The 14,619-nt window shown below is 62.2% G+C and carries 15 protein-coding genes; 7 read left to right on the top strand and 8 right to left on the bottom strand.

Annotated elements, in window-relative coordinates; genetic code table 11:
• Positions 1–30: 30 nt before the first annotated feature.
• The 4 genes from SynTAK9802_RS02645 (at position 31) to SynTAK9802_RS02630 (ending at position 3,895) form a co-directional block, all read left to right on the top strand.
• Positions 31–1,005 carry a glutathione S-transferase C-terminal domain-containing protein gene (locus SynTAK9802_RS02645; RefSeq protein ID WP_186497135.1) on the top strand — a complete coding sequence of 325 codons (975 nt, stop codon included), beginning with the start codon at positions 31–33 and terminating at the stop codon, positions 1,003–1,005.
• A complete protein-coding gene (locus SynTAK9802_RS02640; protein ID WP_186497134.1) occupies positions 1,002–1,640 on the top strand; it encodes a DUF2301 domain-containing membrane protein in 639 nt (212 codons plus the stop codon). Before SynTAK9802_RS02645 ends, SynTAK9802_RS02640 begins: the two co-directional genes overlap by 4 nt.
• A complete protein-coding gene (locus tag SynTAK9802_RS02635) occupies positions 1,637–3,538 on the top strand; it encodes an ABC-F family ATP-binding cassette domain-containing protein (protein ID WP_186497133.1) in 1,902 nt (633 codons plus the stop codon). Before SynTAK9802_RS02640 ends, SynTAK9802_RS02635 begins: the two co-directional genes overlap by 4 nt.
• Before the next feature lie 138 nt (positions 3,539–3,676).
• The gene (locus tag SynTAK9802_RS02630) at positions 3,677–3,895 is read left to right on the top strand and encodes a CP12 domain-containing protein (RefSeq protein WP_114988936.1); all 219 of its coding nucleotides are present in this window, start codon (positions 3,677–3,679) and stop codon (positions 3,893–3,895) included.
• A gap of 30 nt (positions 3,896–3,925) precedes the next feature.
• On the opposite strand, the gene SynTAK9802_RS02625 is transcribed toward SynTAK9802_RS02630, so the two are convergent.
• Together SynTAK9802_RS02625 and obgE are read right to left on the bottom strand one after the other, a co-directional pair.
• Positions 3,926–4,108, bottom strand: a complete 183-nt coding sequence (locus SynTAK9802_RS02625; RefSeq protein WP_114988937.1) for a hypothetical protein — start codon at positions 4,106–4,108, stop codon at positions 3,926–3,928.
• A 93-nt stretch (positions 4,109–4,201) separates the two neighbouring features.
• A complete protein-coding gene (gene obgE / locus SynTAK9802_RS02620; protein WP_186497132.1) occupies positions 4,202–5,191 on the bottom strand; it encodes a GTPase ObgE in 990 nt (329 codons plus the stop codon).
• A gap of 58 nt (positions 5,192–5,249) precedes the next feature.
• On the opposite strand from obgE, the gene SynTAK9802_RS02615 reads away from it, so the two are divergent.
• Entirely contained in the window at positions 5,250–6,428 is a 1,179-nt protein-coding gene (locus SynTAK9802_RS02615) for an ABC transporter ATP-binding protein (protein ID WP_186497130.1), read from the top strand.
• Between the two features lie 22 nt (positions 6,429–6,450).
• Here SynTAK9802_RS02615 and SynTAK9802_RS02610 read toward each other — a convergent pair whose 3' ends face one another.
• From SynTAK9802_RS02610 to SynTAK9802_RS02595, 4 genes are read right to left on the bottom strand one after another with little or no spacing between them, the layout of a single operon-like run.
• Entirely contained in the window at positions 6,451–8,889 is a 2,439-nt protein-coding gene (locus SynTAK9802_RS02610) for an endonuclease MutS2 (RefSeq protein ID WP_255487814.1), read from the bottom strand.
• The gene (locus tag SynTAK9802_RS02605; protein WP_115010309.1) at positions 8,852–9,250 is read right to left on the bottom strand and encodes a VOC family protein; all 399 of its coding nucleotides are present in this window, start codon (positions 9,248–9,250) and stop codon (positions 8,852–8,854) included. Before SynTAK9802_RS02605 ends, SynTAK9802_RS02610 begins: the two co-directional genes overlap by 38 nt.
• A gap of 4 nt (positions 9,251–9,254) precedes the next feature.
• Complete coding sequence (gene hemB / locus SynTAK9802_RS02600) at positions 9,255–10,256, bottom strand: porphobilinogen synthase (RefSeq protein ID WP_186497126.1); 1,002 nt, start codon at positions 10,254–10,256, stop codon at positions 9,255–9,257.
• Positions 10,257–10,295: 39 nt separating this feature from the next.
• Positions 10,296–11,297 carry a DnaJ C-terminal domain-containing protein gene (locus tag SynTAK9802_RS02595; RefSeq protein ID WP_186497124.1) on the bottom strand — a complete coding sequence of 334 codons (1,002 nt, stop codon included), beginning with the start codon at positions 11,295–11,297 and terminating at the stop codon, positions 10,296–10,298.
• A 125-nt stretch (positions 11,298–11,422) separates the two neighbouring features.
• Between SynTAK9802_RS02595 and SynTAK9802_RS02590 the strand changes: the two genes are divergently transcribed.
• Positions 11,423–11,824: a vitamin K epoxide reductase gene (locus SynTAK9802_RS02590; protein WP_186497122.1), complete on the top strand. Its 402-nt coding sequence runs from the start codon at positions 11,423–11,425 to the stop codon at positions 11,822–11,824.
• Position 11,825: 1 nt separating this feature from the next.
• Positions 11,826–13,502 (top strand): SulP family inorganic anion transporter, encoded by a 1,677-nt coding sequence (locus tag SynTAK9802_RS02585; protein WP_115080221.1) that lies wholly within the window; start codon positions 11,826–11,828, stop codon positions 13,500–13,502.
• On the opposite strand, the gene SynTAK9802_RS02580 is transcribed toward SynTAK9802_RS02585, so the two are convergent.
• Positions 13,490–14,179: a tRNA-(ms[2]io[6]A)-hydroxylase gene (locus SynTAK9802_RS02580; protein WP_186497121.1), complete on the bottom strand. Its 690-nt coding sequence runs from the start codon at positions 14,177–14,179 to the stop codon at positions 13,490–13,492. The genes SynTAK9802_RS02585 and SynTAK9802_RS02580 overlap by 13 nt on opposite strands.
• The gene (gene aroQ / locus SynTAK9802_RS02575) at positions 14,176–14,616 is read right to left on the bottom strand and encodes a type II 3-dehydroquinate dehydratase (RefSeq protein WP_115010304.1); all 441 of its coding nucleotides are present in this window, start codon (positions 14,614–14,616) and stop codon (positions 14,176–14,178) included. The genes SynTAK9802_RS02580 and aroQ overlap by 4 nt, the downstream gene beginning before the upstream one ends.
• Between the last annotated feature and the right edge of the window lie 3 nt (positions 14,617–14,619).

Here is a 14,619-nt window from a genome sequence, read left to right as displayed (position 1 = left end):
AGCGAGGATGGAAGCGATCCAAACCGCGCCATGTTGATCCCACCTGTCGTGGTCACGGCCGCCCGTCGCAGTTGGCGCTGGCAATGGCAACGGCTCATGGGTGGGCTGGGCCCTGCCGATGCGGCCGGCAATTACACCCGCCCAAGCAGCGATCCACTCAGCCCGCCGGCTTTAGACCCCGCAGACCTGCTCCAGCGCAGCGCAGACCAACGGCCAATCCTGGTGATCGGGCGCAGTTGCCCCTGGGCCCACCGCACCTGGCTGGTGCATCAGCTGCGCCATCTGCACAACAGCCTCACCCTCGTGATGGCACAGGCGGATCACAACGCTGGACGCTGGGCCCTCAATCCCGCTTGGGAGGGGTGCGACACGCTGCTGGAGTTGTATCAGCACTGCGGCGCCCCCCCCAGCTACCGGGCCACCGTGCCTGTGCTGGTGGATCCGAAGACGCGCAGCCTGCTGGGCAATGACAGTGCACCACTGGTGGAGCTGTTGAACCGCTGGCCCCATCAAGACGCTGTTGTGGACCTGGCACCGGCGGAAGCCACCGAAAGGATCCAGGCCTGGCAGCAGCGACTGCAACCGGCCATCAACGATGGGGTGTACCGCTGCGGTTTCGCCCGCAACCAAGCGGCCTACGACCGCGCTGAAGCCGATCTCTTCGCCGCCCTTGCGGCGGTGGAGCAGAGCCTTGAAAGCAATGGTCCATGGCTGTGCGGCAGGGCACTGACCCTGGCGGACGTGCGCTTATTTCCCACCTTGATCCGCTGGGAGCTGGTCTATGCGCCCCTGTTCGGCTGCAGTCGGCAGCCGCTCTGGCACTACCCGCACCTCTGGGCATGGCGACAACGCTTTTACGCTTTGCCGGGCGTGGCGGACACCTGCGACGGGAACGCCTGGCGACACGATTACTTCGGTGCCCTGTTCCCCCTCAATCCCAGCGGCATCGTTCCAGCAGGTCCTGACCTGAGCACACTGGTGAACAGCACGGCAGCGTCGGGATGACCAGCGCAGATCCAACCTTCGAAGGTGTTTACGGCACCTACTCGATCACCGCTGCCGATCGCCAGGAGGTGCGTTCCTATCGGATCGCCCTGTTGATCACAGGCCTCAGCCTGGCTGCAGGGGTGCTGCAGTGGTGGCAGACCGATAACCCCTGGGCATGGCTCTGGGTGCTGCCGATGGCCACAGCCCTGGGCCTGGCCCTGCGCTGGATTCACATTTATCTCCGTCCCTTGCACCGCGCCCTGCAACTGTTCTGGCTCAGCGGTTGCATCGGTTGGGGGGCCCTGCCGCTGCAGGCCGGCCCCACCGAAGTGCTCTCAACCCTCCAGGATCAGCCGCTGTGGATCTTGGCCATAGGGCCGCTGTTTGCCGCCTTGGCGGGCATCGGCTTCAAGGAGTTTTTCTGCTTCCAACGTTCCGAAGCCATCGGCCTCACCTTGCTGCTGCCGGCAGCGCTGCTGGGGCATCTGGTGGGTCTGATCAATGGCCCCCTCTGCCTGGCTCTGCTGGAAAGTGCAGCGTTGCTGCTGGTGTTGCTGGCCCTGCGCAAATTCGGCATGGAGGCAGCAGCGGATGTGGGCGACAAGAGCGTGTTTGCTTATCTGGACGGTCAACTGCCCGCTGGCACGCCGTGAGTCTGATCAGCCTGGTGGGTGCGGCCAAGGATTTCGGCATCCGCACCCTCTTTTCCGATCTCGATCTCCACATCGGTGAAGGGGAGCGGCTGGGACTGATCGGTCCCAATGGCGCCGGCAAATCCACCCTGCTGAAGGTGCTGGCGGGGAAAGAGCCACTCGGGGACGGGGAACGGCGCTGCTCACCCCGGCTCCGGGTGGAGCTGGTGGGTCAGGAGAGCCGGATCACTCCGGGGCTCACGGTGCTGGAACAGGTGCTGGAGGGCTGTGGTGCCAAACGGGATCTGCTGGTGCGCTTCAGCGCCCTCAGCGACGCCATCGCGGCAGACCCCAGCAATGAAGCACTGATGGCGGAGCTGGGTCAGCTCAGCCAACGGATGGATGAAGAGGACGCCTGGAGCCTGGAGCAGCAATGCCGGGAAGTGCTGCAGAAATTGGGCATCAGCGATCTCCAACGCCCGGTCGACGACCTCTCCGGCGGTTACCGCAAACGGGTGGGTCTGGCATCAGCCCTGGTGGCCTGCCCCGATGTGCTGCTGCTGGATGAGCCCACCAACCATCTCGATGCCGCTGCCGTGGAATGGCTGCAGAGCTGGCTGGATCGCTATCCCGGCGCTCTGGTGCTGGTCACCCATGACCGCTATGTGCTCGATCGGGTGACGCGGCGGATGGTGGAGGTGGACCGAGGCCAGGCCCGCACCTATGAGGGGAATTACAGCACCTTTCTGCAACACAAAGCCGAAGAAGAGGCCTCAGAAGCAGCCTCAGCGGCCAAGTTCAAAAGCGTGCTTCGCCGCGAGTTGGCCTGGCTACGCCAGGGCCCCAAGGCCCGCAGCACCAAACAGAAGGCGCGACTGCAACGCATCGAAGCGATGCGCGAGCAGAAACCCAATCAAGGCAAAGCAAAGCTGGAGATGACCGGCATCAGCCGGCGCATCGGCAAACAGGTGATCGAAGCGGAAGCCGTTGGGGTCACAGCCGATGGCAGCGGGGGCGGTCGCCCACTCCTCGATGGCTTCAGCTACAGCTTCAGCCCTGAAGACCGCATCGGCATCATCGGCCCCAACGGCAGCGGCAAATCCACCCTGCTTGATCTCATCGCCGGACGGCGCGAGCCAACCCAGGGCAGCCTGCTGCTTGGGGAGACCGTTCACATCGGTTACCTGGACCAGCACACCGAAGACTTCAACAAAGGCAAAGGGCTCGATCGCAAAGTGATCGAGTTCGTGGAAGAAGCCGCCAGCCGGATCGATCTGGGGGGTGAGCAAGTCACCGCATCCCAGCTTCTGGAACGCTTTTTGTTTCCACCGGCCCAGCAGCACAGCCCCTTGGCCAAGCTCTCGGGAGGCGAGCGCCGCCGCCTCACCCTCTGCCGGATGCTGATCCAGGCGCCCAACGTGTTGCTGTTGGACGAACCCACCAATGATCTGGATGTTCAGACCCTCAGCGTCCTGGAGGATTTTCTTGAGGACTTCCGAGGTTGCGTGATCGTTGTGTCCCACGACCGTTACTTCCTCGATCGCACGGTTGATCGTCTGTTCTGTTTCGACCAAGGACGGCTCAATCGCTTTGAAGGGAACTACAGCGCGTTTCTGGAGCAGCAACGCCAGGAGGAACGCAGCCAAAGCCAGGCGAGCAAACCCTCCACACCAAAACCAGAGAGCAGCCGCAAGACCAAGCGCGACGGCCCGCGGCGGCGAAACTTCAAGGAAAACAAGGAGCTTGCGGCGCTTGATCAACAGCTGCCTGAACTGGAGCTGAAGAAAGAGGAGCTGGAACAGCAAATGACCCGGGAAGGCGCTGACATGGCCAAGCTGAGTCTCGATTTGGCTGAGATCATCAACCGCATTGAACAAGCGGAAGATCGCTGGCTGGAACTCAGTGAATTGGCGCCCTGATCAACGATCTGGAGCTGTGCTTGTAGCCACGGCTACAACCACTTCAAATCAACGTTGTCGGATGGTCATGGGGTGGGATTCCACCACTCCAAAACCGATGAATCGCCGTAATGTGCTGCCAGGCCACGGTCTGAATTCATGAAGTCCATCGACGAACACATCCAGAAGGATCAATCCGACATCGAAGCTGCCAAAGCAGCTGGGGACGAGGCCAAGGTTCGTCACCTCACCGATGAGCTGAAGTCGCTGGAGGAATACAAGGAACACCACCCCGGCGACAGCCACGACCCCACGTCGCTCGAGCTGCATTGCGAGGCCAATCCCGATGCCGAGGAGTGCCGCGTCTACGACGACTGAACCAACCAGCGACGTCAATCCAACGAGGGCTCAGTAGTCCTCGTTGTAGTCGGAGGGGCTGCCGGTCAGGCTGCAGACGACAGCCTCCTCCTTACGCATTGCCTTCACTTCAGCGATCGGGCGTCCCATGCGTTGAAGCACAGCAACATCTTCTTTCGTTTGGCACCGGGCGATCACGTCACCCTTGTTGTCCAGACAGGTGTAAAAGGTCATGTCATGGGAGAGACATTCCCGTTATGGCTCCCCCGCGATCAGGCCACAAGCATCGGTGTGGCTGATCACATGAAGAATGTCTAGAGCCTCGAGTCACACTCCGAGTTCGGCCCAGATTTCTGCCAGCAACCGATCGAGATTGGTTCCCATCGCTGCGGAAATGCACAGCACGGGACGACCGCTCGCTGTTTCGAGGTTTTGGCGGAGTTCAGGAAGGTCCTGCTCTGACACCAACTCCTGCTTGTTGATCACCAGAAGCCGTGGTCGATCGACCAGGCCATGGCCATAGGCCTCCAGCTCCTGCTGGACGACGTTCAGGTCAGCCACGGGATCCTCGGATCCGGCGTCCACAAGGTGGATCAGCAGACGGGTGCGTTCGATATGGCGCAGAAAATCGTGGCCAAGACCAGCGCCCTGGGCGGCCCCCTCAATCAAGCCTGGAATATCCGCGAACACGGTTCCATCTCCACTGGGACGGCGCACCACACCAAGGTTGGGAACCAAGGTGGTGAAGGGGTAATCGGCAATCTTGGGTCGCGCTGCCGACAGCACGGCGATCAAGGTGCTCTTGCCGGCATTGGGAAGACCAATGATGCCCACCTCAGCCAGCAACTTGAGTTCCAGCTGCAGGGGCCATTCCTCACCCTCACGGCCCTCGGTGAATTTCTCCGGAGCGCGGTTGCGATTGCTCAGGTAATGGGCGTTGCCCAAACCACCTCGCCCACCGAAGGCAACGGTGAGACGCTCACCCGGGGTGGTGAGGTCTCCCAGAAGAATGCCGGTGCGCAGATGGCGTACCTCCGTGCCGCAAGGCACCTTGATCACCAGGTCTTTCCCTGATGCACCGGTGCATTTATTCGGACCACCGCGTCGCCCATCGTCAGCGGCGAACAGGCGTTTGTATTTGAAATCGAGCAGGGTTTGCAGGTTGCTGTCGGCCTCGAGAACCACGGGAGCCCCACACCCGCCGTCACCTCCGGAGGGGCCTCCAGCGGGCACATACTTTTCACGGCGAAATGCAGCGATGCCATCGCCGCCGCGCCCGCCTCGGACCGTGATCCGTGCCTGATCGATGAACTGCACGGTGCTGCCGGCTCAATCCAATCCATAACCCTAAGATTCAGCCGCTGCAGCTCTGTCGTTGGCCGGCGTCCGTTTCGAAGACCTCAGCAAGACCTTCCCAGCACGCGGCGGCGATGATCCCGTTGAAGTGATTCGTCAGTTGAATCTGACGATCAACGATGGCGAGTTTTTGGTGCTGGTCGGTCCCTCGGGGTGCGGCAAAAGCACCTTGCTGCGACTGCTCGCTGGTCTCGACAGCCCCACCAGCGGCGAAATCAGAATCGGGTCCCGGCCCATCAGTGATGTGCCTCCAGCGCGCCGCAACGTCGCCATGGTGTTCCAGAGCTATGCGCTCTACCCGCATCTCAGCGTGCGGGACAACCTCAGCTTCGGACTGCGCAGAAGCCAGGCGAGATCAACCGTCCAGCGCATCCAAGATCAGGCCTTTCGAGCCACGCGCGCCTTACCCAAACCACTGAGGGTGCGGTCAGTCAGAGAAGAACGAATCGAAGCCCGGGTGAACACCGTTGCCAGATCTCTGGAACTCACGGAATTGCTCGATCGAAGGCCAAAGGAACTGTCCGGCGGACAGAAACAACGGGTCGCCCTCGGACGCGCCATGGCGCGCAATCCCGAGGTGTTTTTGATGGATGAACCGCTGAGCAATCTCGACGCCAAACTCAGAACGAGCACGCGCCAAAGAATCGTCGAGCTGCAGCGAGAACTGGGAACAACGACGGTTTATGTGACCCACGACCAGGTGGAAGCGATGACCATGGGGGACCGCATCGCTGTGTTGAACCAGGGGCGCCTGCAGCAACTCGGGACCCCCATGGAGTTGTACCGGTGGCCCTCCAACATCTTCGTGGCCCAGTTCATTGGCAGCCCAGCGATGAGCCTTTTGCCCGTCACGGTGGGACCCAATGCAACTCTGATTCTGGGGAACAAGCGCATTCAGGTTGAAGGCGCAATGGTCGAGCCTTTACTTCAACGAGAAGGCCAACACCTCACCGCAGGATTGAGGCCTGAACACTGGCATCTGGCACCGGCAACAAACCGGAATCTCCAAGCCGAGTTAAGCCATTGCGAGCGTCTGGGCAATGAGCAGATCCTCACCTGTCGGCTCCTGGATGGTGATCAACTCATCCAGGTCAGAGCTTCAACGGAGATCAACATCACTGCCGGCGATGCCATCCACCTCGACCCTGACCCCACAGGCTGGCGGTTGTTTGATGCGGATGGTGAAGCCATCCGTTAGCCACTGAAGCGCCTGAAACAGCTCAGCGCACCCAGACAACGCTGCAGCCCGGTCCGCCGTCCCCGTGCTCAGCATCGGTCACCCGTTCCACATAGGCCACCGTGTCCAGCCAGGCGCGCAGGCCGCGCTTGAGCTTGCCCGTGCCGATGCCGTGGATCACCCAAACCGGCCCATTGGCACTGCGCAAGCATTCCTCAACCGCCGCTTCGGCCTCATGCACCCGCATGCCACGCACATCAAGGGTGTTGCGACTGGTGCGCACCTGTGCACCGCCGCCTCCGACGGAACGGGCTTGCACCTTCACCACCGGCTTTGGAGGCGGCTCCGGCTTACGCCCATCCAGGCTTTCCACCGCCGCCAGATCCACCGTGGTGCGCATCACCCCACAACGAACCGTCAGCTGAAGGCCGTCATCGGTGATGGCCAACACATCTGCAGCCTTGCCGAGGGCAAGCAAGCGCACGCGATCCCCCACAGACGGACGCCAACCCGGCTTGGGTGCACGCCGTTCAGGGGTTGGGCGGTGATGGTCTTCCAAGCTGCGTAACCGTTGCCCAGCCTTTCGCGCGGTTTCCCCATCCGCGCGCTCATCCCGCAGACGGCGAATCAGCGTGCGAACTTCTTTCTGGCCCTGACGGATCGACTGCTCCAAGCGTTGACGGCCCTGCTCCTGGCGTTGCGCGGTCTGCTGCTTTTGCTTCTGCCAGCGCTGCAGCAACTCCTCGTGCAGCAGCTCCGTGCGTGCCAGAAGTGCTGCAGCGTCTTCTGCCGCGGCCTGCTGACGCTGCCGTTGCTCCTCCAAGCCACGGATCACACTGTTCACCTCACCATCACCCCCTGGGGCCAGAAGCTGCTGGGCCTGGTGAAGCACATCCGAATCGAGCCCAAGGCGCGTCGCGATTGCCAGTGCATTGCTGCGTCCTGGAATTCCCCACAGCAATTCATAGGTGGGGGACAAGGTCTCAGGATTGAAAGCAACAGAGGCATTCTCAAAACGAGCGTCGTCGTATTTAAGGGCCTTGAGTTCACCGAAGTGGGTGGTGGCAATCGTGAGCCGAGCCCGATCCGCAAGAGCCTTGAGCAGAGCCGTGGCCAGGGCCGTTCCCTCGCTGGGATCCGTTCCAGCACCCACCTCATCCAGCAGCACCAGGGCCGGAGAACCACCGCGCTGCAGCACCTCAAGAATGCGCCCGATGCGCTTCACATGACCACTGAAGGTGGACAAGCTCTGCTGGAGGGATTGCTCATCTCCGATGTCCGCCAGCACCTGGGAACACCAGGGCAGGGAAGGTTGCCCCGAACAGGGCAAAAGCATGCCGGCGCGTGCCATCAATGCAGCGAGGCCAATGCTTTTCAGGGTGACCGTTTTGCCACCGGTGTTCGGCCCCGTGATCGCCACCACCCGCAGCTCCGGCGACACCTCCACCGAGATGGGAACCACGGGCGGCCCCTCCGCCCGTTTGTGCTGCCACACCAAGAGTGGGTGTCGCAGACCTGAAAAGCGAAACGGAGCCTCCGCTGCCGCCTCAAGCTGAGGCTCAACGCCACCAAGCCAGCGGCCGTAACGCCCACGGGCCAGCGCAAGATCAAGCGCGCGCAGCACGGCCACCACCTGGTTGAGGGCGGACGCCTCTTCAGCCACCAGAGCACTCAGCTCCGCCAACACCTTGCGTTCCTCATCCCGGATGCGGGACTCCAGTTCCGCCAGCTTGTTGCCCATGGTGAGCACCGAGCGGGGTTCAACAAAGAGGGTGCTGCCTGAGGCCGAACTGTCGTGCACCTGACCCGGCACCAGGCTCACCGCACCGGCCTTCACCGCCAGAACAGGACGGCCATGACGCTCGGCGATCACACTGTCCTGCAGGGATGGGGCCAGGCGCCGCAGCAGCTCCTGAAGTTTGTCGCGACGTTCCTGGCGCAGACCGTTCCATTGATGCCGAAGCGCCGACAACGCCGAGCTGGCGCGATCAGCGACGCGGCCGCCCTCTTCGAGCGCAAATTTGAGCCGCTGCTCCAACTCCGGCAGCGTCACCATCGTTTCAATCAACGCGGTGCACACCGGGCGCAGCTCGGGATCGTCGATCTGACGGCGCAGCCGACGGGCCGCTGCCAACGTTTCCGCCACGGCCAGCAGCTCTTCTCCGGAGGCCACGCCTCCCTTGCTGCAGCGCAGCACAACGGGCTCGAGATTCTGCACACCGCGGAAGCTGAGCCCCCCCTCAGTGAGGTCATCGAGCACCGCCATTTCAACCGTCTCGGCCAGGCGCTGTTTCGATTCCTCCAGGCTGGCGGGCAGCGGTTGAACCCGGGCCGCATCACGGCCCATGCCGGTGCTGGCAAAGCCGCTGAGATGGTCACAGACCCGATGCCACTCCAGCAGTTCAAGGGTTTCCTGCTGAGCCCGGTCCGCCCCTTGACTCAAGTCAGTTGCAGTTGGAGGGGATGCCACCGGGGGGTTCATAAAGCATTTCGAGCCAGTTGCCTTCCGGGTCTTTCAGATAAAAAGACGCCGTGCCGTCGCGGTGGTCATGGACGGCACCAACGTGCACACCCTGCGCCTTGAGACGGTCGTGAATCACATCAACCTCCGCACGATCGCGGAAATGGAAGGCGAAATGTGGACCAGCGGCTTTGTAATCCGGGCCTAACAAGGCGAGTCCATCGCGACCTTCCCCGGCTTCCAGATAGCACCAGTCGTTGGCACGCCAGACCAGACGCATGCCCAGATCGGTGTAGAAGGCAACAGCCCGATCGACGTTCTCAACACGGATCGCAACGTGACCGAGACGATCCACACCTTTGGGTTGATCGGCTGTTGCCATCGGATCAAGCCTCCTTCAACCAAGCCGCTGCATCGCAGGCGTGGTACGTGAGGATCAGATCAGCACCGGCGCGCTTGAAGCTCAGCAACGTCTCCAGCACAACGGCTTTTTCATCGATCCAGCCCCGCTCCGCCGCGGCCTTCACCATCGAATACTCACCACTCACGTTGTAGGCAGCGATGGGGAGTTCCGACTCTTCGCGCAGTCGGTGGATGATGTCGAGATAGGCCAAACCTGGCTTCACCATCATGATGTCGGCGCCCTCCTGCTCATCGAGCTGGGCTTCGGTGATGGCTTCCCGAGCATTGGCGGGATCCATCTGATAAGTGTCTTTGTTTTTGGGGATCGGCTTGCTGCCGGCGGCACGGGGAGCGGAATCAAGGGCCTCACGGAAGGGGCCGTAGTACGCGGAGGAGTACTTCGCCGTGTAGCTGATGATGCCCACATGTTCGAAGCCTTCGTCGTCGAGGGCTTCACGGATGGCACCGACCCTGCCGTCCATCATGTCGCTGGGACCGATCAGATCAGCGCCCGCTTCAGCCTGCACAACGGCCTGCTTGCAGAGCAGTTCGATCGTCTCGTCGTTGAGGACCACGCCGTCCTGGCTGACGATCCCGTCATGACCATCGCAGGAATAGGGATCCAGGGCGACGTCGGTCATGATCGCCATCTCGGGGATGGCTTCCTTGATCTGGCGGATCGCCCGTGGAATCAGGCCATTGGCGTTGAAGCACTCAGCCCCGTCTTCGGTCTTCAGTCCCTCAGACACCTTGGGGAAGAGAACGATGCAACGCACCCCAAGGTCGTAGGCACGCTTCACTTCGCCGGTGAGGGCCGCAAGGCTCCAACGACTGGCACCAGGCATTGCAGCGATTGGCTCCACCTCAGCGCCTTCATGCACAAAGAGGGGATAGATGAAGTCTGCAGCCGAGAGGCTGTGCTCACGCACCATGGCGCGTAGGGCGGGCGTACGCCGAAGACGACGGGGGCGGTAGGTGAGCTCCATCAGACCCAAACACAAGGTGTGATCGTAAGGGTCACTCGATCAGAGGGCCGCCGAACGAAGCCACTCTTGACGTGGATGGGCCGTGCGATTGGCACGCAGTTGCTCCAACAATCGACGCTCCTCCTCACTCCACGAGGCAGGCATGGCCAGCGTCAGCGTGAGCAGGAGGTCACCGCGACCGGTCTTCGACGGCCAGCCCTTGCCCTTCAGCCGCAGACTGCGGCCCGGGGCGGTGCCGGCCGGAATGCTCACCTGGGCCTCACCATCGGGCGTCATCACCGAAACCATGCCTCCAAGGGCCAGTTCATCGAGGCTGACGGGGAGATCGGCCCGCAGCTGATCCGACTCCAGGCGCCAGATCGGGTGGTCCTGAATCTTGAGGTTGAGATAGAGATCGCCCCGCCGTCCGGTTCCCGGTTGCAGGTTGCCCTTGCCCTTCAACCGCAGCCGTGAGCCGTTCTTCACTCCAGCAGGAATGCGCACCTGAACGCGCTCGTTGTTCACCGAGAGGCTGCGTTCACCACCGCGAAAGGCCTCCGAAAAGGTCACATTCACCGATGCTTCGGCATCGAGATTCACCGGAGGGCGTGAAGCCTGGCCACCACGCGGGAAACCGCCCCCTGCGAATCCCCCGCCGGGAAATCCGCCCCCAGGGAAACCACCCCCTTGGAAGCCACCCCCTTGGAAGCCACCGCCGCCTGGACCACCGAAACGGCCCAACAGGTCGTTGATGAAATCGTCGAAATTGCCGTATCGACCGAAGTCGACGTCCATGCCGGGTACGGCTCCCCCGCCCATGCCTCCGGCCTGGTTCCAGTACTGGCCGAATTGCTCATAACGACGCCGTTTCTCGGGATCGGAGAGCACTTCGTAGGCCTCACTGATCTCCTTGAACCGCGCTTCAGCCTGGGCATCACCAGGGTTGACGTCAGGGTGGTATTGGCGCGCCAGGCTGCGAAAGGCTTTCTTGATGGCATTGGCATCAGCGCTGCGATCAACACCGAGCACCTGGAAATAGTCCTTGTATCCGCTGCCTGCCATACCAATCCAGTGGTAATCCCAGTTTCACCGCAACAGGGCTTGCGTTGTTGCTTCCGCATGGAGGGAAGCCCGAACGCCTGAGTGCGACCTAGCTTCAGGCCAACCACTGCATCAGCATGAGGAGCATGGCTTCATCCCTGCTGGCATCCGTGCTGGTCGCAGCTGGCGGAGCTGTTGGTGGCCCGCCTGGTTCGGCCGCTCCCTGGGCCAGCACGCTCGGAGAGCCCCTGCACGACTCAAGCCACCAGGCCCTCGAACTGACGCAGCATCTGAAGGCGATGGGGGCCAAGTTTTACGGCGCCTGGACCTACCCGGCCTGCTTCAAGCAGATGAACCTGTTTGGCAAACAGGCCGGAGCGGACGTGACCTATGTGGAATGCCGCAAGCCGAAGCAGCTGCCGGAGCCAGCCGAAGCCTGCAACGCCGCAGAGATCTGGGCTTATCCCACCTGGGTTCTCCCCGATGGGCGCCGAAAAGTGGGAGTTCAGTCCCTGGAAGCCCTGAGCCGCTGGAGTGGTCTGAACTGAGATGGCACTGATTCATGGCTTGCATCAACGCAACATCCGAGGCGACCTTCTCGGAGGATTGACGGCCGCCGTGGTCGCGCTGCCCCTTGCCCTGGCCTTCGGCAATGCCGCCCTGGGGCCAGGAGGCGCCATCTACGGCCTGTATGGCGCCATCGTGACCGGATTCCTGGCGGCCTTGCTCGGGGGAACTCCCGCCCAGGTGAGCGGACCCACCGGACCCATGAGCGTCACTGTGGCGGGGATCGTCTCCAGCCTGGCCGCCATCGGCATCGGTCGTGATCTCAATGCCGGCGAGATGCTGCCGTTGGTGATGGCCGCTGTGGTGATCGGTGGTGTGTTCGAAACCCTGCTCGGGGTATTGCGGCTGGGGCGCTTCATCACCCTGGTGCCCTACTCGGTGGTCTCCGGCTTCATGTCGGGAATCGGTTTCATCATCCTTGTGCTGCAACTTGGACCCTTCATCGGGGTGAGCACCGGGGGCGGCGTGGTTGCGTCCCTGAGTTCGCTGATCGATGCCCCGAGCTGGAATCCAGCCGCGCTCGCCGTTGGATTGATGACACTCGCTGTGGTGTTTCTGACCCCCCTGCGGATCCGCCAATGGGTGCCAACGCCTCTGCTGGCACTGCTGATTGTGACGCCGTTATCTCTGCTGCTGTTCAACGACAACCGACTGCTGGAGCTGGGCCTTGAACCCATCGCCCGGATCGGAGCCATCCCGGAGGGGGGCTTGCAACTGGTGGTTCCCGATTTCAGTCAGCACCTGCCGGAGCTGGTGAAAGCCGGCATGGTTCTCGCCCTGCTCGGGGCGATCGACTCGTTGCTCACCTCCCTGGTGGCCGACAACATCACCCAGACCAACCACGACTCCAACCGTGAGCTGATCGGCCAGGGCATCGCCAACACCGCGGCCGGGTTTCTCTCCGGCCTTCCCGGTGCCGGAGCCACCATGCGAACGGTGATCAATATTAAATCCGGTGGTCAGACGCCCTGGTCGGGCATGACCCATTCCATGGTGCTGCTGCTTGTGCTGCTGGGGGCAGGCCCCCTTGCGGCACAGATCCCCACGGCGCTGCTGGCGGGAATCCTGATCAAAGTCGGGCTCGACATCATCGACTGGGGCTTTCTGCTTCGCGCCCATCGCCTGTCGGCGAAAACAGCCGCGCTGATGTACGCCGTGCTGTTGATGACGGTGTTCTGGGACCTGATCTGGGGCGTTTTGGTCGGGATGTTCGTTGCCAACCTGTTGACCGTTGATGCGATCACGCGGTCCCAACTGGAAGGGATGGAAGAGGACAACCCCTCCGATGCCACGGATGCACTGCACGCCAATCTTTCCCCGGAGGAAGAAGCCCTGATCCTGCGCTGCGGCAAGGCCTTGATGCTGTTTCGTCTGCGCGGCCCTCTGAGTTTTGGCGCCGCCAAAGGCATCAGTGCCCGAATGGGATTGATCCAGAGCTACAGGGTTCTGATCCTTGACCTCACGGACGTGTCCCGCATCGGTGTCACCGCAACCCTCGCCATCGAACGCATGGTGGAGGAAGCACGATCAGCGGGCCGCACCCTGTTCATCGCCGGAGCCAACCACAGCCTCGAACAACGGCTGCGCCAATTTGGCGTGGAGGGGGTGCTTCGGCCATCCAGGCTGGAGGCCTTGCAGGAGGCGGCTCAGCTGATCTGACTGCTGATCTGTGGGGCATCCACACCACAGGAATGCATCCGCACATCTTCAGGGCGTTCTAACTCCCCTTCCAGCGCCTTCACTTCGGCCAGGGCCAGCACTTCGAGGCGCTCAACGATCAGCTCCCGCGGATAGCGCTGCTCACACAACACCCAGTACAGGCCAAAGTGGCGGGCTTCACTCGCCAACAGATCGCTGTAAAGCTCCCGCAACTGAGGATCCGGGCTGTGCTCCGCCAGCAGTGCCATGCGCTCATGGCTGCGGGCTTCGATCAGACCCGCCACCAGGAAGGAGTCGAGCATTCTCTGCGGCTCACCTTTACGGATCTGCCCGGCCAGATCAGCGCCATAGCCCGGGGAAGGCAGCGGTTCCAGGTAGCGCCCCCGGGCCTTGATCAACGCCAGCACCTGCTCAAAGTGCTCCAACTCTTCCCGAGCCAGAGGGCTGAGGGCTTCACCCAGACCCGGTTCGCAGAGGTAGCGGAACATCATCTGCACCGCAGCCCCGGCAGCCTTGCGTTCGCAGTGGGCGTGATCGATCAGCACCTCCATCGGCCTGGCGTTGGCCTGCTCCACCCAGCTCCAGCTGGTGGGCGCAGCCAACCAGCGGATCGACGCCACTGTCTTTGAAGGAACTGTCTTGGAGGGAACAGTTTGTGCTGGAGCAGTGCTGGTCATGCGTTCCGGCGCAGATGGCTGAGCAATCCGCTCAAGGCAAGGCTGTAGCTAGCGGGTCCGAAGCCGCAGATCACACCCACAGCGCGCTCAGCCAGAAATGAGTGATGGCGGAACTTTTCCCGGGCATGGGTGTTGCTGAGGTGCAGTTCCACATAGGGAATCGCGACACCAGCCAGGGCATCACGGATGGCGATGGACGTGTGGGTGTAGGCCCCGGCGTTGATCAAGATCCCATCGCAGCGGCCCATGGCCTGGTGAATCCGGTCCACCAGGGCACCTTCGAAATTGCTTTGAAAGCAGTCCAGCTGCACTGATTCCTGCTCCGCCTCCCGGGTCAGCGCCGCTTCGATGTCCGCCAGGGAGGAATGGCCATAGATTCCAGGCTCACGCTGGCCTAACAGGTTCAGATTCGGACCGTTCAGCAGCAGAACGTGCATGGC

The organism is Synechococcus sp. TAK9802 (genome assembly GCF_014279535.1).
Classification (GTDB): domain Bacteria; phylum Cyanobacteriota; class Cyanobacteriia; order PCC-6307; family Cyanobiaceae; genus Parasynechococcus.
This window is presented reverse-complemented; position numbering and strand designations above follow the sequence as displayed.